The sequence below is a fragment of the Desmonostoc muscorum LEGE 12446 genome (assembly GCF_015207005.2).
Classification (GTDB): Bacteria; Cyanobacteriota; Cyanobacteriia; order Cyanobacteriales; family Nostocaceae; genus Nostoc; species Nostoc muscorum.
Genome location: NZ_JADEXS020000001.1, coordinates 4,018,485 through 4,041,807, shown reverse-complemented (window position 1 = coordinate 4,041,807; position 23,323 = coordinate 4,018,485). Strand labels below are relative to the sequence as shown.

The window sequence follows — 23,323 nt, the reverse complement described above, 5'->3', positions numbered from 1 at the left end:
GAGGTTTCCTCAGTCATTTAGGTGGGTGGGATTATAGCAACAGAACCAGGACAATAAGGTGGCGTAAAGCTTTAAGGAAATTGGGTGACGTTGGAACAGTTGGTAAATTTGATCCGGTGATGCACTGCCAAGGTCTGGACTTTGCTCGGTAAGTCGCTGGATCAGTTGAGTATGGCGAATGAGCAAATCGGCTGGTTTGAGCATTGGTATTGTTGATGGAATGAAGCCTTCGGTATCGCTAGAGGAGCATAGTTCGGTTGTGAGAGCTGGTGAAACAAAATTTGTGTCACTGTGCCCTGCTACAGCTTCTAACACAGAATAATTCACCGGAATTTGAATCCAGAATTCTGTACCTTCACCCAATTGAGAACGACATTTGAGAATTCCCCCGTGTTTGTCTACAACAATTTGGTGGCTGATTGCCATGCCTAACCCAGTTCCTTTGCCAATCTCTTTGGTGGTGAAGAAGGGATCGTAAATGCGTTGGATGAGGTTTTCCTTCATACCTGGACCGTTGTCGGCAATGCGAATTACAACCCACTCGTTGTCTAGGACTTGGGTGCGAATGGTAATTTGGGGAGTAGGGAGTAGGGAGTGGGCAGTAGGGGAGTGTTGAGTTATAAATTGTAAATTGTGAATTAATTCTGATTTCCCCATTCCCCATTCCCCATTCCCCATTCTCTCTTCGAGGGCATCGATGGCATTTGCCAGGATGTTCATAAACACTTGATTTAATTGCCCGGGGTAGCATTCAATCAGGGGAAGTTTGCCATAGTCTTTAACGATTTCAATTGCCGGACGGTGAGCAGAGGCTTTCAGGCGATGGCGAAGAATCATCAGCGTCCCGTCGATGCCATCGTGGATGTTCACAGCTTTGATTTGGGCTTCGTCGTGGCGGGAGAAATTTTTCAGGGATTGGACAATTTCAACGATGCGATCGCTACCCAGTTTCATGGAATCGAGCAGTTTGGGAAGATCCTCCATGATAAATTCCACATCGATATTATCTAGCTCTGATTGCAACTCTGGGGGAGCCACAGGTAAAAATTTTTGATAGTCTTGCAGCAGGTGTAATAAATCTTGGGCGTACTCTGCAACATACCTCAAATTCCCGCAAATGAAGTTCACCGGGTTGTTAATTTCGTGGGCGACTCCAGCAATTAGTTGCCCCAGAGAAGACATTTTCTCGCTTTGGATTAACTTAGTTTGTGCCAGTTGCAAATCTTGGAGAGCTTGTTGAAGCTTTTGGGTTTGGGCTTTTGCTTGGATGGCTGCTTGGGTGCTTTGTTCGTAAAGCAAAGCTTTTTCGATGGCGATCGCTGTTTGAGAAGCAAAGATACTTACAAGTTTCAGGTGTTCAGTTCTGTAGGAGTCAGTTTTTTGTGTGCCAATGGCGATCGCTCCTATTACGCGCTCTTTTGCTCTTAAAGGCGCACAAATCAAAGCGTTAACGTTTTTTTCTCCCCATAATCGAGAATCTGCTTGCACGTCATTAATCAGTTCTGCTCGACGTGATTGCACAATGCTGCCAATAATTCCCCTGCCCGGTTCCGGCCGATTCTGCCCACAAAATACTCCAAATTCAGCAATGATTTCAAACTCAGTTCCATCGGGACTGAGCAGTAAAATCATCCCTGCTGACGATTCAATCAATTGACTCATTTCCTGAAGCACTAGTTGGGCAATCTGTCGCCGATCCAAACTTGTTGTCAATTGAGTCGAAATATCTTCAAATAAATCTATTTCCTGGTATCGTTCCAGCAATTCTTTAGCGAGTATTTTCTTCTCGGCTTCTTGTTTTGCTAAACACGAGAGCAAACTCGCTACTAAAGTTGCCTGTTCTTTGCCAACAACCCAACCGATAATTTCTCCTGAGGCCTCTATTGGATATCGATTTTCTGATATTTGCTCGCCAATACTAATGAGTTTCGTGCCGTCTACCAGCTCAACATCAATTGCGATGTTCAGTTGGTATACTAAGTCCTGAAGCAGAGATGCCAACTCTTGTTTGTTCAGAATCTTTCTCAGGCTAACTGCCGACATGAAACACCTCATTTAAAGTGAGTTGTAAATTTCCAGGAGTCAAAAAAACCGAGTAATTAATTTCATGTGCCACCCCTACCACTAAGTTTCCCAAGGCAGACATTTTAGGAATTTCCATAAAAATCTAGGGAATATAATAATTTGCCAATAAGACTAGTTTTCCCAGAAACATTGGTGGCATAACAGTAATGCGTAGCGTCTAGGATTTTTCCTTATACCATTTCACTCAATTATTGATACAAATTACTTCCCCTGCCTCCCCTGCCTGCCATTTGTATCAGTCTGAAAGTAAGTCCTGTTGTTTAGCGATCGCCCTTTTTGTACACAACTCCCAAAACTCAGAGTGCTAGAGCCAGATTTGCTGGTCGCACTCACAAAAATCTTATAGATTACTAGTAAATTTCCTGTACACTCAATAGACTAAGTAGTTTCTCTGATTGAAGTTTCCTAAAGGGATGAAATGACTATCAGGTAAGACTATCTCCTTTAGGGACACAATAGAACAATTCCGAATATGCAGCTACCCATCTTTAATCGGTTAACCATCAAATCCAAACTTGTTATTTTAGTCCTGTTCGCCAGCATTAGTTCAATTTTAGTTATTGCCTATCTAGGGTGGCAAATGGGTAAGCGATCGCTAACTGAGTCTGTTTCTAACCAACTTACAAGTGTTCGCGCTGCTAAGTCCGACGAAATCAAAACTTACTTGCAAACTCTACGCAACCACATTAAAACCCTCTCTGAAGACCGGATGGTTGTTGCAGCGATGGTAGATTTCCATCAAGGATTTCAAGAATTGAATCAGAAATCAATTCCGCCAGAGTGGGAAAAGTCTTTGCAAAATTATTATGAAAAGAAATTTTTTCCCAATATCTCTGACAAAGTTCCTGGAGAACTCCGTTTTAAGAACTATAGTCCTGTAAGCCAAGCTGCTAAATATCTCCAACATTACTACATTGCTGGTAATGTCTATCCTTTGGAACAAAAAGCTAAACTTGTAGATGCTGGTGATGGTAGTGCATACAGTCGGTTTCATGCTCAATATCAACCTTTATTTCAAAATTTAGTTCAGAGCATTGGCTATGACAATTTATTACTAATCGATCAGAATACAGGCAATATCATCTATTCAATCCGCAAAGAACCGGACTACGGTACTAGTCTCAATACTGGCCCCTACCGCACCAGTCACCTAGCTAAGTTAGTGGCAAGTGTACGTCAAAGCTTCGATCCTGGGGCAATTCAAATCAGTGATTTTGAAGCTTATCGACCAGTTTATGGTTCCCAAATGGCGTTTATCGCTGGCCCTATTTATGACGGTCCTAAGCTGGTGGGAATTTTAGCAGTGCAACTATCTGTTACCGAAATTAACCGGATTATGACCAGTAACCAAAACTGGCTGAATCAGGGTTTAGGAAAGTCCGGGGAAGCTTATTTGGTCGGCTCAGATTATCAAATGCGATCGTGATTCCCACTCAAGAAATCATTCACCTAGCAGAACACAATGCTAAATTTGCCTTAGAAATCAACCACTTAATTGAGGAGCGAAATCGGGCTATTAAGTTAGTTCAAAGGGTGTCGAAGCCTTCCTGAACTAGTTTGTACAGAGGTTGGAATAGAAGGGAGCGATCGCTTTCTTCTGATTCTCTGAAAATTTAAAAATAAGTCTCACGAAAGATTGACAACACATTTATTTACCCAAAGTATCCCCCCTTCGTAGGAAACTGGTTATAATTATTTTCCATCTCCATCAGAAATCAAACTCTCATCCACACAGTATTTATATGGGACGTATTCGTTCTAAATCTGACCTACCTACAAAAATCTGTCCGGTATGTCAACGTCCTTTCACATGGCGTAAAAAGTGGCAAGATTGCTGGGACGATGTGAAATACTGCTCAGAACGTTGTCGTCGTCGCCGTTCTGAAGGGAATAAAGGATTGAGTGGGGAGTAGGGAGTGGGGAGTGGTGAGGGAGATGAGGGAGCAGGGGAGGCAGGGGAGGCAGGGGAGGCAGGGGAAGCAGAGGGAGAATATCCCCAGTCCCCAGTCCCCAGTCCCCAGTCCCCAATCCCCACTCCCTACTCCCCAATCCCCAATCCCCAATCTCTAGCGAAATCAACTGCAAAACAGACGCAAATAGGGCAAAGAATTAATGAAGTCACAGGTGCAACCTAAATTAATTATTCATGGCGGGGCTGGTAGTTCTCTCCACGGTAAAGGAGGATTGGAAGCGGTGCGTCGATCGCTCCATATAGTAATAGAACAAGTTTATTCTTTGCTATTAGCCGGAGCAACTGCTTCTGAAGCGGTGGTGCAGGGTTGCCAAATGCTCGAAGATGACCCCCGCTTTAATGCTGGTACCGGCTCTGTATTACAATCTGATGGGCAAATCCGCATGAGTGCTTCTTTGATGGATGGCGCATTAAGGCGATTTAGTGGTGTAATTAATATTTCACGGGTAAAAAATCCCATTGACTTGGCAGAATTTTTACAAAACTCCCCAGATCGAGTCCTATCAGATTTCGGATCGGCTGAGTTGGCGCGGGAAATGCAAATTCCCAGCTACAACGCTTTAACTGATTTGCGCTTGCATGAATGGATACAAGAACGCCAGGATAATTTTAAAAGCACAATGGCAAACGTAGTAGCAGAACCCGAACTGCTAGAAACTAGTAATGCTGGACGTGGTACCATCGGCGTGGTAGCTTTAGATGCCTATGGTCGGCTGAGCGCTGGTACTTCCACTGGTGGAAAGGGCTTTGAACGCATTGGTCGAGTGAGTGATTCTGCTATGCCAGCAGGGAATTATGCTACTAATAATGCTGGAGTTAGTTGTACTGGCATTGGGGAAGATATTATTGATGAGTGTTTAGCAGCCAGGATTGTGGTACGTGTCACAGACGGGATGCCTCTCAAGGATGCTATGCAACGATCCTTTGGAGAAGCGCACCAGAATAAACGGGATTTAGGGGCGATCGCTTTAGATGCTAATGGGGCGATCGCTTGGGGTAAAACTTGCGAAATCTTACTCGCCGCCTACCACGACGGCGAAAAAATTGGTGACACCTTGGAATGGACTGACAACGAACTGATAGGCTATTGCTGAATTAGTCTGGGCGCCTCGGCTAAAGTTTTTTGCTGATCCCATTGCGGCTAATTCTTGGGCTTCATAACGCCCTTCCAAAGCTTGTAGCGCCGCTATTTTGAGGGCGACTTGATATCCTTGTTGCAGAATATCCCTTAATTCTGCCCGATTCAAGTACACACCACCAGATTTGCGGCGCTTGTTTATTTTGTTTACCTCAAAGACATAGCAAGTATCAGGAAAAATATCAGCTATAAGACTCACTTAATCATACTTTTCCTTAGGAGTGCATTATGCCTTACAAAATGTCCCGCCGCGCTTACGCCGAAACCTATGGCCCCACAGTAGGCGATCGCATCCGACTTGCTGACACAGAATTATTTATTGAAGTTGAACAAGATTTGACTACCTACGGCGATGAAGTGAAATTCGGCGGCGGTAAAGTTATTCGAGATGGAATGGGACAATCTCCCATTTCTAATGCCGATGGCGCTGTGGATTTAGTAATTACTAATGCTTTAATCCTCGATTGGTGGGGTATTGTCAAAGCAGATATCGGGATTAAAGATGGCAAAATTTTTAAAATTGGTAAAGCTGGAAATCCTTATATTCAAAATAATGTAGATATTATTATTGGGCCGGGAACTGAAGCTTTAGCAGGAGAAGGAATGATTCTCACTGCTGGTGGTATTGATGCCCATATTCATTTTATTTGTCCCCAACAAATTGAAGTGGCGATCGCTTCTGGTATCACCACCATGATTGGCGGCGGTACTGGGCCGGCTACGGGTACAAATGCCACTACCTGCACCCCAGGCCCTTGGAATATTTATCGGATGCTGCAAGCCGCTGAGGCTTTTCCTGTCAATTTAGGATTTTTGGGTAAAGGTAACGCCAGTCAACCCCAAGGACTTGTAGAACAACTAGCTGCTGGCGCAATGGGGTTAAAGCTACATGAAGACTGGGGAACTACCCCCGCAGCAATTGATACTTGCCTCAGCGTTGCCGATGAATATGATGTCCAAGTAGCTATCCATACTGATACTCTGAATGAAGCCGGATTTGTAGAAGATACCATCGCCGCTTTTAAAAATCGTGTGATCCACACTTACCACACCGAAGGCGCAGGCGGGGGACACGCACCAGATATCATCAAAGTTTGCAGCCAAGCCAACGTCTTACCATCTTCTACCAACCCCACACGTCCTTACACCCTCAACACCTTAGATGAACACCTAGATATGTTGATGGTATGTCATCACCTCGATCCGGCGATCGCCGAAGATGTCGCCTTTGCTGAGTCCCGCATCCGCCGAGAAACCATTGCCGCTGAAGACATTTTGCACGATTTAGGCGCATTTAGTATGATTTCTTCTGATTCTCAAGCAATGGGAAGGGTAGGCGAAGTGATAATTCGCACTTGGCAAACATCTCACAAAATGAAGGTACAACGAGGAACTCTTAACCCACAAGGAACTGAGCAACAAGCAGATAATTATCGTGCAAAAAGATATGTTGCTAAGTATACTATTAATCCGGCGATCGCTCACGGAATTGCTGAATATGTGGGTTCAGTGGAAGAGGGAAAATTAGCAGATTTGTGCCTATGGCGTCCCGCATTTTTCGGCGTCAAGCCAGAAATAGTAATCAAAGGCGGAATGATTGCCTGGTCGCAAATGGGCGATGCTAACGCCAGTATTCCCACACCCCAACCAGTGCATATGCGGCCGATGTTTGGTAGTTTTGCTGGTGCTAAGAACGCCACATCATTAACTTTTGTTTCCCAGGCGGCTTTAGAAAGGGAAATTCCTACCCAGCTAGGTTTACGAAAAACAGCAGTTGCAGTTTCCAGAACACGCCAATTGACTAAGCAGGATATGAAGCTGAATGATGCACTACCCCAAATTGAAGTTGATCCAGAAACCTACGAAGTCAGGGCTGATGGTGAGTTGTTGATTTGCGAACCTGCAACAGTTTTACCAATGACTCAGAGATACTTTTTGTTTTAATTCATACCGAACAATCTAATCAAAGCACTATAGGTTTAATTACGAATTACGAATTACGAATTACAAATTCTACAACCAACGTTGTTTTTTAGCATAGACAATACTACCAATCACAATTAAAGCCATAACGGCGATCGCAGCAGGATAACCCCAAGGTTGCTCTAATTCTGGCATGTACTTGAAGTTCATCCCATAAACACCAGCAATGAAAGTGATTGGCAAGAATACCGCCGATAGCATAGTTAAGCGATTAATTCTGTCGCTAGTTTCGCTGGCAATATTATCACGTTGAATTTCCATTAATTCTGACATCCAGACTCTCAGACTTTGGTACTCTTGCCAGAGATTATCGATATGATGCACAAATTCTTGATTGAATAATGTCTTCACTGGCGGGGAAATCCATTGTAAATCTTCGTAATCCATCATGATTAAAAGTGACTTAATACTTTGAAAATTACGACGCCCAAAACGAGTAGATTGCCTCATGCTAGCAATTTTATGGTACGTTGATTCATTACCAAAATTTCCTAAAACTTCATCCTCTAAATCATCAAGTTCTCTAGAAATGTATTCAAAGACAGTGTGGTAATTATTTAAAATATCTTTAAAAATTAGATAGAAAAGATAGTCAATTCCTGACTTTTGCAGGTCTATATTTCGCTTTTGAAGATTGTTAGTTAGTACAGTAAATATTTTGACTTCAGTGATTTCAAATGTGATGATAAAATTGCTTCCCAGCAAAATACTACCACGCGCTACCTCAAATTCCCGATTTTTTAGTTGATGAGTTAAAATTTCATAATTGTCAAATAAACAATCTTCTGTCTCTTCATCCATTCCTGTAGGGGTATGGTTGAAAACCATGTTCACACGAGATGGATTGAGTTGAAAGTGATTGAGAATTCTACCAGTTCCAGCGCGATCGCGAAAATTAACACAGCGCAACCAAATATTCTGAGAACTATCAATTCTTTGTAGTACCGTATCAACATCTCTATTAGAGAATAAATCTAGCTGATTCTGAGAAAAGGTGAGAAGAATTAGCATACAGTAACTTTTATCCAAATCCCCCACTAATTGATTCTAATTAGCGCAGCGGTTTTTTCCCATTCAGAATTCTGAATTTTTGTTTTTAACATCACAATTTCATTAAAAAAGCGCCCCCTTTTCAGAGGGCGCTTCTTATTCAGCTATTACCGAAGTATTAGCCGTTGATAGCAGGAGCAGTCAAAGCTACAGGAGCAACTTCACTAGCAGCCAAATCTAGGGGGAAGTTGTGAGCGTTACGCTCGTGCATTACTTCCATACCCAGGTTAGCGCGGTTGATTACGTCTGCCCAAGTGCTGATGACGCGACCTTGAGAGTCAATGATGGATTGGTTGAAGTTGAAACCGTTCAGGTTGAAAGCCATTGTGCTGACACCCAAAGCGGTGAACCAGATACCGACAACAGGCCATGCAGCTAGGAAGAAGTGCAAGGAACGGCTGTTGTTGAAAGAAGCGTATTGGAAGATCAAGCGACCGAAGTAGCCGTGGGCTGCAACGATGTTGTAGGTTTCTTCTTCTTGACCGAACTTGTAACCGTAGTTTTGAGATTCGGTTTCGGTGGTCTCACGAACCAAAGAAGAGGTTACTAGAGAACCGTGCATTGCGGAGAACAAGGAACCGCCGAATACACCAGCCACACCTAACATGTGGAAGGGGTGCATCAGAATGTTGTGTTCTGCTTGGAACACAATCATGAAGTTGAAGGTTCCAGAGATACCCAAAGGCATACCATCAGAGAATGAACCTTGACCGATTGGGTAGATCAAGAATACTGCGGTAGCAGAAGCCAAAGGTGCGCTGTAAGCTACGCAGATCCAAGGACGCATACCTAAGCGGTAGGAAAGTTCCCACTGACGGCCGAGGTAGCAAGCGCAACCGAGCAAGAAGTGGAAAACTACCAACTGGTAAGGACCACCGTTGTACAACCACTCATCTAAGGAAGCAGCTTCCCAGATGGGGTAGAAGTGCAAACCGATCGCGTTTGAAGAAGGAACAACTGCACCAGAGATGATGTTGTTTCCGTAGATCAAAGAACCTGCAACTGGTTCGCGGATTCCATCGATGTCTACTGGAGGAGCAGCGATGAAAGCGATTGTGAAGCAGACGGTAGCGGCTAGCAGGGTAGGAATCATCAATACACCAAACCAACCAACATAAATGCGGTTGTCAGTGCTGGTGATCCACTCGCAGAACCGATCCCATACGTTAGCGTTGGAGCGCCGTTGTAAGGTTGTGGTCATTGTTTTATGAGTGCTGTTTTTTGTTAAATATGTGACAGACAAACTTTTTTTGCCTGTTGAAATTAAGTCTACATGAATTTACTTTGATGGGATATTTAGCTTAATACTCTGTAACATTTATCTTGAATAAACTTACGTAACTGTAAAGTTTTTGTTCGCATTTTATAGCAGTACTAAAAAGCATCAAAAGCATTGATTTGTCTGATTTTAAGGGATTTCAACACTAAACGAATTTCAGTGGCTTGATCGCCTAATTATATAGCTTTACATTTGTTTACAAATAGACTTAAAACTCTCTAATAAAAAACATGTTGCAAGAGTCCATAATCCAGAATTTGTAGAGGTTTCCAATTAGATGGAATACGAAGAATTTGTAGGTTATGCCATTTAACGAAATACCTGATACAGACGTATGGGCGTACATCTGTACGCCCATACAAAGATTTATCTGTTGCAAAGATTTTTGGAAAGTTAAATAGCACAGTTTGTGCTATCCTAACGTATATTTAATAAATCGTTATTAATCGCAGTTGCTTGCCTAGCAAGAAAGTTAATCAACGGTAGATTAAAAATCAAAATATATATAAGGCAAGCTACCTTTAGGAGCTAATAACCAAACTGCCCAGAAGCATAAGGGCACGAAAACAAGCTTTACAGGCCAGCTAAACTCTAACTTCAACATCCGGTTAAAGGCATAGATTATGGCCATGAGAATAGCTAAAGTTGTCAACACCCAAGCGAGTTCGTATTGGCTCATATTTAAAGCTTCCACATAGACTTTTTGGGCAAACTGGGCATCGGCTGGATAACCCCAAAGATGACGAGTTACCAAAAAAGAGTCTTGGAGGTTAGGTAGGCGGAACCAAATCCAAGACATAAAAACCATCAGTTGGGTCAACAACCAAGCTATAAATATACCCAGAGGATTTTGCCAGAAATGTTCTAGCTTTTCAAAGCGATCGCTAATAACATCTGTTAGTCGATGAACGACCAATGCTAATCCGTGAAGTATGCCCCAGAGTACGTAACCTAAAGCAGCTCCATGCCAGATACCAGCAATTAACATCACAACAAATAAGTTCACACATGTGCGAGTCAAACCCTGACGTGAGCCACCTAAAGGAAAATAAATATAGTTACGTAGCCAATCGCCCAGAGTCATGTGCCAGCGCCGCCAAAAATCTGCAATACTGGTGCTGAAATAGGGAAAATCAAAATTCTCAGGTAGAATCAAACCGAAAAGTAAAGCGCTACCACGGGCAATGTCTACATAGCCGTTGAAATCTAGATATAACTGCAAGCCGTAGGCAAATGTAGCTAGCCAAAGATCGGTACTACCCGCCCGCTGTAGATTGCCAAAACATAAATCGACAAAAATTCCCAGATTATCTGCCAAAATACCTTTTTTGACTGCACCCCTAGCAATTAACCACAATCCTTCTGCCACTCTATTCGCAGTAGGTAATTGTAGAGTATTAAATTGATTTGCTAAGTTGTGGTAGCGCGTAATTGGTCCAGAAATGAGTTTGACAAAAAATAATTTGTACGAGGCAAATTTCAGAAATTGATCGGTAGCAGGGGCACCACGATAAACATCTATTAAATAGGCAATACACTCAAAGGTGAAAAATGAAATTCCCAAGGGTGCAATCAATTTAAAAGAGTTCTCTGGTGAGTTTGTTTCTAGGTGAAAAACAAACGTATATAAAGGCGTAATATATTTAAAGCCTAATAAAAGTAAAACATTTAGAATTATACCTAGCCACAAAAGCTTTAGACGGCGGAGATTCCAGTCACTTTCGATAAATCGCCATTCTTCATTAGAAATTCGCCAGTCAAGAGAATGTTTTCCTAGTGATGTATTTTTACCAATTTCTACTCCCAAGCGAAAATTAATAAAAGTCAATGCTAATAGCAATGGTATGTACTGGATATGCAAAGATCCATAGAAAACTAAACTCGCAATTAGCAGTGTCCACAATCGCAATTTTTGTTGTGCTAAAGACCAGTAAATTCCCAGTACACTCAACAAGAAAAGCCCATAGAAAATTGATATAAAGTTCATTTTTTAGTCATTGGTCATTTGTCATTTGTCATTGGGGATTGGGGATTGGGGACTGGGGATTGGGGACTGGGGATTGGATACTGGGGATTGGGGATATTCTCCTTCTGCCTCCCCTGCCTCCCCTGCCTCCCCTGCCTCCCCTGCCTCCCCTGCTCCCCATCTCCCTCATCTCCCTCATCTCCCTACTTAGCTGGCCAAGGAATCATTGGATCATTAGCTAACTTCTTGGAGACTTCGTAGCCGCCAAAGCGGTTGAGGTGGCTGGGGTCAGAAAAGTAGTCATTTACTTTGAGCCACTGTTGGCTCAAATCACGATAAATAAAGTTGGGATTAGTAGCTAAACGCAACATATATTGCTGAAATTCTTGCTCATATTTTTTACGCACTGGATCTAAATAATCTGCTGTCAGAGGCATGTTGATAAAGACTAAAGAAATTTTCTGAGATTGGGTAAATTGAAGCACTTCTTGGAAGGCAGCATCTTGCTCTCCTCCTACTTGGAAAGATTTATAATCGTTGTCATAATTTCCTGGGACTCTAGAATGTTTTTGATAGTATCTAGCAGGATTAAAGCGAATAGACAAAGGTAGAAATCCATCAAAGTCAACTGCTTGCTGAGAAGTATCTTCTGAATTTCCGTCTGTTAGCTGATTTTGGGATGTAACTGTCTGATTCTGTCCAAATTTCAGCAGTTTTTTTTGCAGTAAAATTTTAATTTGGTCGCGGTTTGGATAGCTAGCAGAAACGGATGCTAGAGTATCATTTAACCAATCGTTGACAGCTTGATAACCGTTAATTTCTTGCTTTTCTTCTTTTGTGTTTTCTTGTTTGGGATTTTCGGACAAATCACTACTAGTTGCAGTTGTAGAGGCTTTCTGCAAAGCTTGTTTATAGCCAGCTGATGCAGCGATGGATTTAAAAGTAATATCCTCGCGTCCGCTGTTGAAAGCACGGGCGCCATCTGCCCAAAGAATTAATTTCGGGAGTTCTGATGGTTCTAAAACCTCGCGGATCACAAAGTTGACAACTTGTGCAGTAGCACCATTAATTCCAAAGTTGAACACGTCAATATTTGGATAACCCTGAGTTGCCAAAGCTTTAGAAAGTGCTGCTGGATCTACGCCTCTCAGGGCGCGGGATGAACCTATGATTAATACATCTGGCGGGCTACCTGTTCTAGCCAGACGTTGTTTGTACAGGGCTAGTTGCTCGTCTAATTGCCTAACATTGAAACTTGGTATTTGCGATCGCGCTGCTAAAAGAATAGCAGTGGCGGTTGCTTTTTCTTTCAGTGGTGCGGCTGCTAAATTTCCGTTTTGTGTATCATCCCCTTGGGTAAATTGAGAAGCATTGAATACAGTACTTTGATTTGGAGAAGATTTGGTTTTGCCAGTGCTGGTCAAAAATGTCTTTTTATCACTCGGATTTGTCCCAGATGTCAACGATGCTTTTTGCTCAGAAGATGATCCAGGTGAGACACTAGTCACTGTTGGGGAACTCGGCGTAGTGCGGGCGATGATTTGACCCAACACCCAATCACTTTGAAGGGTGAGCAATAATCCCAGTGTCCCCCAAACCAAAGCAATCTTAAGTCCTTGAGCATCAGGATTTAGCTCTGCTGACTGATCCGTTTCGGTAAATAGCTGACTTGTCAATAGGAATTTTTTGACTGCTGCATTGGCTGTTGCTAACCAATCGAGGGCTACTTCTGTAACAAAACTTTGAACTTCTTCTGTGGTTAAATCTGGGCGCAAAATTGGCTCGCTAGTTTCAGAGGTTACCAGATCGTTAACGTATTTAGAAGTAGCAGCAAATTCTGGGGTTGCTTCTGGTACTAAACGTTGGCGATGTTCTAAATCGATGCCATGATGCCAAAAAGGTTCCTTATTCCCTGCACGCCTTCCGTAGACGCGCACTCCTTTAATACCGGGAATTTTTAACTGGCGGATAAATTGTGTAACTTTGTTTGCTACTTGTGTTCGTCCTGGACAAACAGGCGCATCACACATAATGTGCAATAAATCACCTTTATTTAGGAGAAGTACGCGAACTCCACCGGTTAAAAGACGCCAATCCAGGTCAGGATTGAGTAAGCGCTCCAATAGAAAAACGATCGCTGGTTCATCGCCAGTATTTGCCAAATCCAGTGGCGATGTCGCAAAGACGGAATGCTCCGCAGCAGGTAAAGCTAGCCAATCAATCCAAGCAGGTTGTTTGTCGCCTGCTTTTTGTCCATATACTGTGGCGCCGAGAATGCCTTGGGGGGCGATCGCTTCTAGTTGGGGTACAATTGCCTCCAAGCACGCTGCTTTATCTGGGATTGGGGCGGTTCCCAAAGGATCGTAAGCTGGGTTACAAAAAACATGCAGCGTTGATTCCTTAAGAGAAACTTGGACAGCAACTTTTAACTCTGACAATATCTCAGTTAGTAATCTGGCGATCGCTTGCACATCTCCCCAACGCGCCCACTCTTTGAGCATCACCTCTGGAGGCGTCAAATCCACCCGCAGCAGCCAATCAGGCGTAATTTCACCAGTCACCTGAGAAACAATAACTGCATCTTGGTAACCAGAAAGCTTGAGATAACGCAACTTTTGGGCTATTGGTTCCGCCAGTAACGATGCGTCAGGACTATAGCCAGACTGGCAAAATATCCACAGGCGATTTTCTTCAGCTTGAGAATTCTTGGGCTTATATAGCTTAATTTTTGCCTGTACTGACACACCCAAACTACTCAGAGTTTCACTCAAATAGCGAGCAATGGCATCTGGGTTACCTTGCCGTGCCAAACTTTCATTAGAGACAATCAGCGCCCCACCTGGTTGTTGGGAATTTTCCGAGTCTGCTAGTAAAGCTTGCTGCACCTGCTCTACATGCTTTTGGATTTGATTCAAATAAACTCGATGGCACCATTTGGGGCGCGGTTCGCCTTTTCTTCGACCATAGACAAATACTTGGTATATTGAGGGTTGTTCGTTGCTTGTGAGGCTATCCAAATCTGTTTGCTGTAGTGCTTGCAGCAAGTCAGACAGGGTACGCCAACGCTGCGGACATTCTGTGCCCTCACAAAGAATATGAAGGTCATTTCCCCGTAATCGGACTTTCACCCCGAAAGTGTTAATCCCTGTTGCTTGGCTGATCCATTGCACTAAGGATTGCTGGCGATCTGGTAATACTGTTTTCATGGGAAATTAACTTTAACAGTCAGCGATTGTTGGGGAATAGTGCCTGCACTTGTAAACTAGAACCATAGGTTTATCACACTTTGACGTTTTTTTTAACAATTTTGTTACCTTTGTAACTTGCAAAATCGGCAAAGATAGTCTTATACGGTTGCAAGTCTGGCTAATGTTGAGTTTTGCGTTTATTTTACTCACAGTGAGTCAGAATTCAGAAGTTAGGAGTCAGAAGTTAGGAGTCAGAGGTCAGAATTCAGGAGTCAGAATTCAGAATAATTTGATGTTGCTGGCTGATAACTTGTCTTTTCCAGTCCAAAATCGCATCTGATTGACCTAATGCTCCTTGTGGGCTAAACAAACAACAAATCTTATCTAATTTAAACTCCATCTCTTTAGATGTGAAGCCATCCTAACTCCTGAATCCTAACTCCTGAATTCTGATTTCTTTTGACCGATCTTTCCACAACCAAGAACGAGCAATGACAGCAGCCAACCAAAAACCCTCAGATAACTCCCCATCCAATCTGGATTTTTTTAGGATTCCCCAATCATTCCTCTTACAAATAGGTACAGCGTCTATGGTACTGCTGCTGATTACAGAAAAAGCTACAGTAAAGGCACTAGAAGCTATGGGGGAAGCTAGTGAAGAATTATTTCGAGGCGATCGCTTACCCATTCTTGACTTCCCAGACGATAACGAAACTAAACAAACTTAGAAAATATACATCCAAGAATTATTTGCTCAGGAAGAACATCTTGAGCATCAAGTGCAAAACCTACAAGTGTAAACAGTAATTGGCTTTACAAGAATCGAGAATATGAGTTCCCTTTTATACTCTTCATCGCAAACTGCGGATATATACCCGGTGTCGGAATTATTTTTGCGTCATCGTCTACAGGTAGTGGAAGAATTGTGGGAGTCAGTTCTGAGGCAAGAATGCGGCCAAAACATGGTAGATCTGTTGCGGCAATTGCGGGATTTGTGTTCGCCAGAAGGACAAGCAACAAACGATCAAGCCTCCTCAGCTGTCAAGTTGATTGAACAACTGAATATCAACGAAGCAATCCGAGCGGCTCGTGCCTTTGCTCTCTATTTTCAGTTGATCAACATCATAGAGCAGGAATACGAACAACGGCAGCAATTGAGTCGCTATGAGGCAGAAACAGAAGTAACAGAGCCGGAAACCCCATCAAATGCTAATTATTCGTCCAATCAAGGAGAAGACGATGCGCCTGTTACTGGGGGACTAGCAGCAGAGTTGCTGACAAAGAGTTATGTCCAACAAGCCCAAGTCAAATTAAAAGGTACTTTTGCGGCTTTATTTCCCCATTTATTTAAACTGAATGTCCCACCCCAGCAAATTCAACGTCTAATTGCCCAGTTGGATGTCCGCTTAGTTTTCACAGCCCACCCAACAGAAATTGTCCGTCATACCATCCGCGATAAGCAGCGACAAGTTGTACAACTGTTGCAAAAACTTGATGCTTTGGAAAATGGCTCTAGTATCACAGGAGTGGGACATCCTTGGGAAGCAACAGATATCCGCGAACAATTGCTCGAAGAAATCCGTTTGTGGTGGCGCACAGACGAACTCCACCAGTTCAAACCCACAGTGCTGGATGAAGTAGATTATGCTCTACATTACTTCCAAGAAGTGTTATTTGATGGCATTCCCCAACTCTATAAACGGTTCAAATACACTTTATCTCACACCTTTCCGTGGCTAGAACCGCCCAGCAAGAATTTCTGCTCCTTTGGTTCTTGGGTAGGTTCAGACAGGGATGGGAACCCATCAGTCACACCTGAAATTACCTGGCAGACAGCTTGCTATCAGCGCAAAATGGTGCTGGGAAGATATATCCAGTCAGTGAAACAACTGATTGAATTATTGAGTGTGTCGATGCACTGGAGCGATGTGTTACCAGATTTGCTGGAATCTCTAGAATTAGATCAGTCCCAGTTAAGTGAGGTATACGACGCCCTAGCGCTGCGTTATCGACAAGAACCTTATCGGCTGAAACTCGCTTATGTCCTGAAACGACTAGAAAATACCCGCGATCGCAATCTAGCCTTATACAATCGGGAAACGCCCAAAAATCAAGACAGCCCCCTATATCGTTCCGGAGCCGATTTTTTAGCAGAACTGCGGTTAATTGAGCGCAACTTGACAGAAACAGGTTTAAGCTGTAGGGCGCTAGAAGATCTGATCTGTCAGGTGGAAATTTTTGGCTTTAACTTGACACAGCTAGATATCCGCCAAGAATCATCACGCCACTCTGACGCGCTCAATGAAATTTTAGAGTACCTGCAAGTACTACCTCAACCTTACGACGAACTCTCTGAGGCAGAAAGAGTTGCTTGGCTAACCAAAGAACTGCAAACCCGCCGCCCATTAATTCCAGCAGAATTGCCATTTTCCGAAAAAACCAACGATGTCATTGAAACCTTTCGCATCGTGCGATCGCTGCAACAAGAATTTGGCGTCAACATCTGTCAAACTTACATTATCAGCATGTGCCGCCAAGTCAGCGATGTGTTGGAAGTGTTGCTCTTAGCCAAAGAAGCCAGACTTTTTGACCCTGCGATCGCTGTTGGAACGATTCAAGTTGTCCCTCTATTTGAAACAGTAGAAGACTTGCAACGCTCCAGAAGCGTCATGCGAGAATTATTTGAAATTCCTTTGTATCGGGCTTTGTTAGCTGGCGGCTACGAACACACAAAAGCAGAAGATGCCGATGAAAATTCATCCTCCCCTGCCTCCCCTGCCTCCCCTGCCTCCTCCTCCCTCACTCCTAACCTCCAAGAAGTGATGTTGGGGTATTCTGACAGCAACAAAGATTCTGGTTTTTTAAGCAGCAACTGGGAAATTCATAAAGCCCAAAAATCGCTGCAACAAATAGCAGAAGGGTATGGCGTGAATTTGCGGATTTTCCACGGACGCGGCGGTTCTGTAGGACGAGGAGGCGGCCCGGCTTACGAAGCGATTTTGGCTCAACCAGGTCACAGCATCAATGGGCGGATTAAGATTACCGAACAAGGGGAAGTTTTGGCTTCCAAATATTCCTTGTTGGACTTAGCTTTGTACCACATGGAAACCATCACCACCGCTGTGATTCAAGCTAGTTTGCTGCGGACGGGGTTTGATGATATCGAACCTTGGAATGAGATTATGGAAGAACTAGCAGCGCGATCGCGTCAACATTATCGTGCCCTAATTTACGAGCAACCTGATTTTATCGACTTTTTCCACCAAGTAACTCCAATTGAAGAAATCAGCCAACTGCAAATTAGTTCTCGTCCAGCGCGGCGTCCATCCGGTAAAAAAGACTTAACCAGTTTGCGGGCTATTCCTTGGGTATTCAGTTGGACACAAACCCGCTTTTTACTGCCTTCTTGGTACGGTGTCGGCACTGCTTTGCAAGAATTCTTGAATGAAGAACCAGAAGAACACTTAAAATTGCTGCGCTATTTTTACATTAAGTGGCCTTTCTTCAAAATGGTGATTTCCAAGGCAGAAATGACCTTGGCAAAAGTAGATATGCAAATGGCACACCACTATGTTCAAGAATTGTCAAAACCGGAAGATAAAGAGCGCTTTGCTAAGGTTTTCGATCAAATTGCTAGTGAGTTTTATCTGACAAGAGATTTGGTGTTAAAAATTACCAATCACAATCGACTCTTAGACGGCGATCCAATATTGCAAAGGTCTGTACAGTTACGCAATGGCACAATCGTACCCTTGGGATTTATCCAAGTTTCCTTGCTCAAGCGTTTACGCCAATCCTTGAATACTACTGCTACTTCTGGAGTCATCCACTCCCGTTACAGCAAAGGCGAATTACTGCGAGGGGCATTGTTAACCATTAATGGTATTGCTGCGGGGATGAGAAATACAGGTTAATGGGGAATGGGGAGTGGGGAGTGAGGCAGATGAGGGAGAGGGGGAGTGGAGTTAAAAGACTCATTCAGGAGTAGGGGCGCACAGCTGTGCGCCCCTACGATGGGATGTTTTTTTAATTTAAACAGGACTTACGCACAGGTAACGGAAAATCGAACCACAGAGAACGCAGAGGACACAGAGGAATAGGAGTTTGAGAGGTTTATTGCGTAAGTCCTCTTAAAGTCCCTTAAACACTCATCGGCGAGTATTAAAGACTCATTCACGAGTATCAAAGACTCATCGGCGAGTATTAAAGACTCATTCACGAGTATCAAAGACTCGTCGGCGAGTATCAAAGACTCATTCACGAGTATCAAAGACTCGTCAGCGAGTATCAAAGACTCATTGGCGAGTATCAAAGACTCGTCGGCGAGTATCAAAGACTCATTCACGAGTATCAAAGACTCGTCAGCGAGTATCAAAGACTCATTCACGAGTATCAAAGACTCGTCGGCGAGTATTAAAGACTCATCCCCAATGCCCCATTCCCGATTCCCTACTCCCCACTCCCCATTCCCCACTCCCCATTCCCAATGACTAAAAACAAAATTTTAATTTGCACATTTTTAGCACTAGCATCAGGTTTTTTTGGTGCCTATACCAGTGGACAAATCACCACCATGCTGCATAACCAAAAGTGTCAAAACCAATATTGGGGTTTGAAGGTAATATGCAACACTGGGGCGACGCTAGGGGGAATGTGGCAAGGTAGCACAACCGGACTATGGACGGGTACTGTTTTAGGCGCGTTTGTTGGTGGTTTGGTGACGCGCGAAAGTCGGAATTAACTGATGGATAAATTTCTTCTAAGCAGCGTTGGTGTCAGCAAGACTGGTAAAATCTACCCATAGCGAAGAAGAGCGAACACCATGACTACTGAAACTAACCCAGGTAATCAAACTACTACAGGTGCCGATGCTGTTGATGAAGCGATCGCACGCGGAATTGATTTTGATGGTTCTCCCATTCCACCTGCCAAATTAGAACTTTATAGCAAAGTCATGGGGCTAGAGGGCAATAGACAGCGCAGTGGTGTATCTAATACCATGCGATCGCGCATTGTCCGCATCGGTGCTAAACACATTCCCCAAGCTGAACTCGATCAATTGCTTGTAGATGCTGATTTCGCACCCCTGAAAGAAAAAGAAATTGCCTTTTATTACGGCGGTAAGTAATTTTGAGCGTAGGCCTAGCCTACGCATCATTTGAGATATATTTCCATGCCAATTCTTCATGCGTCGAGATTCCATTTTTTACAAACTATTCCAACAATCTCCTACTTTATTATTTGAACTATTGACAAATCCTCCAGCAAATGCAGATGAATATAAATTTGATTCGGTAGCTGTCAAAGAACCTAAGTTTGAAATTGATGGGGTATTTTTACCACCAGAAAATGAAAGTCCGGGTATTGTGTATTTCTGTGAGGTACAGTTCCAAAAAGACGAGAAGCTTTATGAAAGGGTATTTGCGGAATCTTCACTCTATTTCTACCGCAACCGTGACAGATTTAGTGATTGGCAAGCAGTGATAATTTATCCATCACGTAGTATTGAACAAAGTAATATTTATCCTCATAGAACATTTCTCAACGGCAACCAAGTGCATCGCGTATATTTGGATGAGTTGGGAGATATCCGTTCCTTGCCTTTGTGGGTAGCACTGATGGTGTTAACTACAGTAGAAGAGGAACAAGCCCCCGCAGAAGCTCGGTATTTATTAGCGAGAAGTCGTCAAGAAACCTCTTCGTCAGTAAGTCGTGCCATAATTGAAATCATCACGACCATCATGACGTATCGATTTGAGCAACTGAGTCGAAGGGAGGTGGAGTCGATGTTAGACATCACACTGAAACAAACAAGAGTTTATCGAGAAATTAAGGAAGAAGGACTAGAAGAAGGACGAGAAGCGACGGCTAACATTATTATCCGACAGTTGACAAAGCGGTTGGGGGAAATTCCCCAGGATGTCGGTTCTTTGGTTGCTGGTTTGCCATTACCAATGTTGGAAGAATTGGGTGAAGCATTGCTGGATTTTACGAGTGTGGCTGATTTACAGGCTTGGTTACAGGCGCGAATTAATTAAATGTAGAAAACATAGAAATATATCCCAATGGCAAATCGAGGTATGTAGTGTGAGTCAGCCTAACTTTGAACTAATGAGTATCAAAGAACTACATACTTATATTTTGGTACACCGGGATGATATGGAAGCCTTCTATGCCTATGTAGACAAGCTACACGCACAAGCAACCTGGATTGAAATGCCACCTTTGCAATCCTTAGATGACTTGCAAAATTATCCTGAATTTCTGGAGAAGTTAAGCAACGGTTCTGAGTCTAAGGATAGCGATCGCTTGTAATATTTTACCGAGAGCGATCAACTATTCCTGTCTAGAAGTCAATAAATTAGTTAGTAAAATTACTCGAATAAATCTTATATCTTCTTTACTCTACTAATTCTCCTGCTTGCTGTAATACTTTTTCATAAAGAGAACAGCTTACCCAATATTGGGCAGTATTAATCATGGCATCCAACAAGGGTTGCACTTGTGTAATTATGTTTCTATTTTTTGATAATAAAAGAATACCTAAAGTACCAATTACTTGTAATCCTAAACTTTGAGCTACTTGACGCGCTTCACGTTCATCTAACAAAATGCGCGTTTCTCCAGTTTCTATTGCTAAAGCAATTGCTTCACGTTCGCCCTTATCTAATTCTGGTGGTATGTTCAGCCCCATGCTTGAAACTGAGCGAATTTGTAACCATCCAGAGGCTATTGCTTGCAACACAAATTCCGAGCCAAGAAACCCAGTAAAAGTTGTTTCATCATAGACAGCTTGAGGAATAACTATCTGACCAAATACAGCCTCCAAGATATCAAGACGATTAATAGCTGCAAAATTGATTAGAGGTGTAGCATTACAAATAACTCTCACAATCCGTAAAAACCTGCTTTAATTGTCTCAATATCTTGGGCTAATTCAGCTTCATTGTAATGACGTTCAATTTTCTTTTGCCCCAAAAGTTGCTGGAACTCCCATACAGATAAGTTGGCTAAGTGACGCGCTTGAGCAAAGGTAAAAACATTCTGTATATATAGCTGTAGGGCGAGTTCCTGACGTATAGCATCTTCACCTTGATTTAAGGAATCAGCTGATACTTTCAAGTTAATTGGCTGAATAAATTGACTCATTACCAACTCCTTTAAACAAAGGTTTGCTATAAAAATAGCAAATTGTACTTTGTATCGACAATTAATTTGAATTTACAAAGTTCTCACACTCAACACATGGGGTGGTGTCGAATCTGGTGGATAAATCACGTCTACGTGTACTATCCGCTTAGTGGAGGGTGGAAGTGTAAGTTTTACTAATGGTTCTAATACCTGCCCAGTTCTGTGCCATAAATGCACGTAGCGGATTTTTTGTTGACCTTGGTCATCGAAATAACGTAGCCGCACAGTACCACGGAAGAAAGGAAAATCTAGGGATGGTTTGCGGAAACGTAGACCACCTTGGGATAATTTATCTTCCTTTAAAGGTGTTTCCAAGGTAACAGCGACGGTTTGGTTTTCGGCAGTGTTATTGCTTAAGGGTAAAGTAAGTTTGTATTCCACGCCGTAATTACCGTGTGCTTCGTATGCTGTATCGGGATAACGTACCAGCATCTTGGCTGTTTGGATTTGTTCGGTACCCAATCGACCACTCCGCAGTGTGACTATAGGATAAGAAATAGCTTTGCCACGCTGGGGAATAGTCAGATTGGTGGCTTGGGGATTATCCACTAGTTTTGCTTGCCATTGGGAACCTTGGGAAACACCAGCTACACGTCCATAAATCAGTGCGCCACTAGTAGCGTTTGGAGGAGTCGGTTTTTTATCTCGCGGCCCCGCAAAGTTACCAGTATCTAGTAAAGCTTTCCATTCTGCGAGAGTGGGTGCGCGATCGCTTCCATCAGAATTTTTCTTGGCAAACATGGCTAAACTTGCTGCATAAAGGCGATCGCTACTACGCAGTCGCATAAAGCTAGATCGACCGTTCACTGGCTTTTCTAGATTTCTGACAGGAATGGGATGATTTAGCAACATCCGGCTTTGTCCGGGAGGAATTACTATTTTGGCGGGAAAATCAGCTTGGCGAACGCCCCGGAGTACATCAGCAACAGCACGGGCGCCCGGCCCTGAATAAGCCTTACCATCGTTATTTTCAATGTAGGGAGGTAAGGTGACAAAGGGCGCATCCTGCATTAAATAACTCGCCGCTTGCAATACATCCACTGTTACAGGTTTTTTACCAGGATTATGCACAATTACACCCAGATATAGGGTTTGTAAATCCTTGGGAGTATGGGTGTAGTGGTGGGCGAACAAGTCAAAGCGTCCCTGGAAAGGGAAATTGAGGTGGGCTGCTGGAACCTTTTTGCCATTTGTGGGAAAGGTAGAAAGTAAAATCCCCTCAGTTTTAATCCATTCTGGGCTATTGCTGTTAAAGACCGGTATTGTATCTAATTTGCCTGGTAAAACCCGAACTTCCCCAGGTTGGACGATTTCTTGGGGCGTTGGTTTGGGTGAACTTTGAGCGATCGCGGAATTATGGTTACGACTTGTGCATCCAAGGGTTTGAGTTATGGCTAATCCTAATAGAACTATGAATACAGGTGACGGTAATTTAGCTAGCATAAATTTGATTTTCAAGGAAGCTGTGGTA

Annotated in this window: 23 protein-coding genes; 11 read left to right on the top strand and 12 right to left on the bottom strand. The window is 43.1% G+C overall.

What is annotated here, in order from left to right:
• Positions 1-9 precede the first annotated feature (9 nt).
• Both IQ276_RS17365 and IQ276_RS40235 read right to left on the bottom strand, forming a co-directional pair.
• Positions 10-2,043 carry a GAF domain-containing sensor histidine kinase gene (locus IQ276_RS17365; RefSeq protein ID WP_235115743.1) on the bottom strand — a complete coding sequence of 678 codons (2,034 nt, stop codon included), beginning with the start codon at positions 2,041-2,043 and terminating at the stop codon, positions 10-12.
• Positions 2,030-2,161, bottom strand: a complete 132-nt coding sequence (locus tag IQ276_RS40235; RefSeq protein WP_255264334.1) for a hypothetical protein — start codon at positions 2,159-2,161, stop codon at positions 2,030-2,032. Before IQ276_RS40235 ends, IQ276_RS17365 begins: the two co-directional genes overlap by 14 nt.
• A gap of 396 nt (positions 2,162-2,557) precedes the next feature.
• On the opposite strand from IQ276_RS40235, the gene IQ276_RS17360 reads away from it, so the two are divergent.
• From IQ276_RS17360 to IQ276_RS17345, 4 genes are all read left to right on the top strand, one after another.
• Complete coding sequence (locus tag IQ276_RS17360; protein ID WP_193924430.1) at positions 2,558-3,511, top strand: MCP four helix bundle domain-containing protein; 954 nt, start codon at positions 2,558-2,560, stop codon at positions 3,509-3,511.
• A gap of 316 nt (positions 3,512-3,827) precedes the next feature.
• Positions 3,828-3,998: a DUF2256 domain-containing protein gene (locus tag IQ276_RS17355; protein WP_193924432.1), complete on the top strand. Its 171-nt coding sequence runs from the start codon at positions 3,828-3,830 to the stop codon at positions 3,996-3,998.
• Positions 3,999-4,001: 3 nt separating this feature from the next.
• Positions 4,002-4,220 (top strand): hypothetical protein, encoded by a 219-nt coding sequence (locus IQ276_RS17350; protein WP_235115742.1) that lies wholly within the window; start codon positions 4,002-4,004, stop codon positions 4,218-4,220.
• Positions 4,198-5,151: an isoaspartyl peptidase/L-asparaginase gene (locus IQ276_RS17345; RefSeq protein ID WP_193920538.1), complete on the top strand. Its 954-nt coding sequence runs from the start codon at positions 4,198-4,200 to the stop codon at positions 5,149-5,151. The genes IQ276_RS17350 and IQ276_RS17345 overlap by 23 nt, the downstream gene beginning before the upstream one ends.
• Here the strand turns inward: IQ276_RS17345 and IQ276_RS17340 are convergent.
• The gene (locus tag IQ276_RS17340; RefSeq protein WP_228043322.1) at positions 5,071-5,394 is read right to left on the bottom strand and encodes a hypothetical protein; all 324 of its coding nucleotides are present in this window, start codon (positions 5,392-5,394) and stop codon (positions 5,071-5,073) included. The two genes, IQ276_RS17345 and IQ276_RS17340, sit on opposite strands and share 81 nt — an antisense overlap.
• Before the next feature lie 29 nt (positions 5,395-5,423).
• On the opposite strand from IQ276_RS17340, the gene ureC reads away from it, so the two are divergent.
• Positions 5,424-7,139 carry an urease subunit alpha gene (ureC, locus tag IQ276_RS17335; protein WP_193920539.1) on the top strand — a complete coding sequence of 572 codons (1,716 nt, stop codon included), beginning with the start codon at positions 5,424-5,426 and terminating at the stop codon, positions 7,137-7,139.
• Positions 7,140-7,208: 69 nt separating this feature from the next.
• Here the strand turns inward: ureC and IQ276_RS17330 are convergent, their stop codons facing one another.
• The 5 genes from IQ276_RS17330 to IQ276_RS40230 all read right to left on the bottom strand — a co-directional run bounded on the left by IQ276_RS17330 (position 7,209) and on the right by IQ276_RS40230 (position 15,061).
• Positions 7,209-8,189 (bottom strand): magnesium transporter CorA family protein, encoded by a 981-nt coding sequence (locus IQ276_RS17330; protein WP_193920540.1) that lies wholly within the window; start codon positions 8,187-8,189, stop codon positions 7,209-7,211.
• A gap of 157 nt (positions 8,190-8,346) precedes the next feature.
• The gene (gene psbA / locus IQ276_RS17325) at positions 8,347-9,429 is read right to left on the bottom strand and encodes a photosystem II q(b) protein (RefSeq protein WP_190586663.1); all 1,083 of its coding nucleotides are present in this window, start codon (positions 9,427-9,429) and stop codon (positions 8,347-8,349) included.
• A gap of 565 nt (positions 9,430-9,994) precedes the next feature.
• Positions 9,995-11,494 (bottom strand): MBOAT family O-acyltransferase, encoded by a 1,500-nt coding sequence (locus tag IQ276_RS17320; protein ID WP_193920541.1) that lies wholly within the window; start codon positions 11,492-11,494, stop codon positions 9,995-9,997.
• Between the two features lie 182 nt (positions 11,495-11,676).
• Positions 11,677-14,679, bottom strand: coding sequence for a DUF1574 family protein (locus IQ276_RS17315; protein WP_193914433.1), 3,003 nt, complete (start codon positions 14,677-14,679; stop codon positions 11,677-11,679).
• 247 nt (positions 14,680-14,926) lie between these two features.
• Positions 14,927-15,061, bottom strand: a complete 135-nt coding sequence (locus IQ276_RS40230; protein WP_255264333.1) for a hypothetical protein — start codon at positions 15,059-15,061, stop codon at positions 14,927-14,929.
• 91 nt (positions 15,062-15,152) lie between these two features.
• Here IQ276_RS40230 and IQ276_RS17310 point away from each other — a divergent pair, with 91 nt between their 5' ends.
• On the top strand, positions 15,153-15,389 hold the full coding sequence (locus IQ276_RS17310) for a hypothetical protein (RefSeq protein ID WP_190881466.1): 237 nt from the start codon (positions 15,153-15,155) through the stop codon (positions 15,387-15,389).
• A 102-nt stretch (positions 15,390-15,491) separates the two neighbouring features.
• A complete protein-coding gene (ppc, locus tag IQ276_RS17305; protein WP_235115741.1) occupies positions 15,492-18,575 on the top strand; it encodes a phosphoenolpyruvate carboxylase in 3,084 nt (1,027 codons plus the stop codon).
• Positions 18,576-18,703: 128 nt separating this feature from the next.
• Here ppc and IQ276_RS17300 read toward each other — a convergent pair whose 3' ends face one another.
• Positions 18,704-19,135 (bottom strand): hypothetical protein, encoded by a 432-nt coding sequence (locus tag IQ276_RS17300; RefSeq protein WP_235115740.1) that lies wholly within the window; start codon positions 19,133-19,135, stop codon positions 18,704-18,706.
• Positions 19,136-19,147: 12 nt separating this feature from the next.
• Here IQ276_RS17300 and IQ276_RS17295 point away from each other — a divergent pair, with 12 nt between their 5' ends.
• From IQ276_RS17295 to IQ276_RS17280, 4 genes are all read left to right on the top strand, one after another.
• A complete protein-coding gene (locus tag IQ276_RS17295; protein ID WP_193920125.1) occupies positions 19,148-19,402 on the top strand; it encodes a hypothetical protein in 255 nt (84 codons plus the stop codon).
• 81 nt (positions 19,403-19,483) lie between these two features.
• Complete coding sequence (locus tag IQ276_RS17290) at positions 19,484-19,789, top strand: small RNA NsiR4-regulated ssr1528 family protein (RefSeq protein WP_193920123.1); 306 nt, start codon at positions 19,484-19,486, stop codon at positions 19,787-19,789.
• A 58-nt stretch (positions 19,790-19,847) separates the two neighbouring features.
• Positions 19,848-20,699, top strand: coding sequence for an Rpn family recombination-promoting nuclease/putative transposase (locus IQ276_RS17285; RefSeq protein ID WP_193920121.1), 852 nt, complete (start codon positions 19,848-19,850; stop codon positions 20,697-20,699).
• 49 nt (positions 20,700-20,748) lie between these two features.
• Positions 20,749-20,976: a DUF6887 family protein gene (locus IQ276_RS17280; protein ID WP_193920119.1), complete on the top strand. Its 228-nt coding sequence runs from the start codon at positions 20,749-20,751 to the stop codon at positions 20,974-20,976.
• A gap of 85 nt (positions 20,977-21,061) precedes the next feature.
• Here IQ276_RS17280 and IQ276_RS40720 read toward each other — a convergent pair whose 3' ends face one another.
• From IQ276_RS40720 to IQ276_RS17265, 3 genes are all read right to left on the bottom strand, one after another.
• A complete protein-coding gene (locus tag IQ276_RS40720) occupies positions 21,062-21,553 on the bottom strand; it encodes a PIN domain-containing protein (RefSeq protein WP_193920117.1) in 492 nt (163 codons plus the stop codon).
• Positions 21,550-21,810 (bottom strand): UPF0175 family protein, encoded by a 261-nt coding sequence (locus IQ276_RS17270; RefSeq protein ID WP_193920115.1) that lies wholly within the window; start codon positions 21,808-21,810, stop codon positions 21,550-21,552. The genes IQ276_RS40720 and IQ276_RS17270 overlap by 4 nt, the downstream gene beginning before the upstream one ends.
• A 72-nt stretch (positions 21,811-21,882) precedes the next feature.
• A complete protein-coding gene (locus IQ276_RS17265) occupies positions 21,883-23,295 on the bottom strand; it encodes a DUF3370 domain-containing protein (protein ID WP_193920113.1) in 1,413 nt (470 codons plus the stop codon).
• Positions 23,296-23,323 lie beyond the last annotated feature (28 nt).

Coding starts and splice junctions, on each gene's coding strand:
- IQ276_RS17365 (WP_235115743.1), bottom strand. CDS start 2,043: ATGTCGGCAGTTAGCCTGAGAAAGATTCTGAACAAACAAGAGTTGGCA.
- IQ276_RS40235 (WP_255264334.1), bottom strand. CDS start 2,161: ATGGAAATTCCTAAAATGTCTGCCTTGGGAAACTTAGTGGTAGGGGTG.
- IQ276_RS17360 (WP_193924430.1), top strand. CDS start 2,558: ATGCAGCTACCCATCTTTAATCGGTTAACCATCAAATCCAAACTTGTT.
- IQ276_RS17355 (WP_193924432.1), top strand. CDS start 3,828: ATGGGACGTATTCGTTCTAAATCTGACCTACCTACAAAAATCTGTCCG.
- IQ276_RS17345 (WP_193920538.1), top strand. CDS start 4,198: ATGAAGTCACAGGTGCAACCTAAATTAATTATTCATGGCGGGGCTGGT.
- ureC (WP_193920539.1), top strand. CDS start 5,424: ATGCCTTACAAAATGTCCCGCCGCGCTTACGCCGAAACCTATGGCCCC.
- IQ276_RS17330 (WP_193920540.1), bottom strand. CDS start 8,189: ATGCTAATTCTTCTCACCTTTTCTCAGAATCAGCTAGATTTATTCTCT.
- psbA (WP_190586663.1), bottom strand. CDS start 9,429: ATGACCACAACCTTACAACGGCGCTCCAACGCTAACGTATGGGATCGG.
- IQ276_RS17320 (WP_193920541.1), bottom strand. CDS start 11,494: ATGAACTTTATATCAATTTTCTATGGGCTTTTCTTGTTGAGTGTACTG.
- IQ276_RS17315 (WP_193914433.1), bottom strand. CDS start 14,679: ATGAAAACAGTATTACCAGATCGCCAGCAATCCTTAGTGCAATGGATC.
- IQ276_RS40230 (WP_255264333.1), bottom strand. CDS start 15,061: ATGGAGTTTAAATTAGATAAGATTTGTTGTTTGTTTAGCCCACAAGGA.
- IQ276_RS17310 (WP_190881466.1), top strand. CDS start 15,153: ATGACAGCAGCCAACCAAAAACCCTCAGATAACTCCCCATCCAATCTG.
- ppc (WP_235115741.1), top strand. CDS start 15,492: ATGAGTTCCCTTTTATACTCTTCATCGCAAACTGCGGATATATACCCG.
- IQ276_RS17295 (WP_193920125.1), top strand. CDS start 19,148: ATGACTAAAAACAAAATTTTAATTTGCACATTTTTAGCACTAGCATCA.
- IQ276_RS17290 (WP_193920123.1), top strand. CDS start 19,484: ATGACTACTGAAACTAACCCAGGTAATCAAACTACTACAGGTGCCGAT.
- IQ276_RS17285 (WP_193920121.1), top strand. CDS start 19,848: ATGCGTCGAGATTCCATTTTTTACAAACTATTCCAACAATCTCCTACT.
- IQ276_RS17270 (WP_193920115.1), bottom strand. CDS start 21,810: ATGAGTCAATTTATTCAGCCAATTAACTTGAAAGTATCAGCTGATTCC.
- IQ276_RS17265 (WP_193920113.1), bottom strand. CDS start 23,295: ATGCTAGCTAAATTACCGTCACCTGTATTCATAGTTCTATTAGGATTA.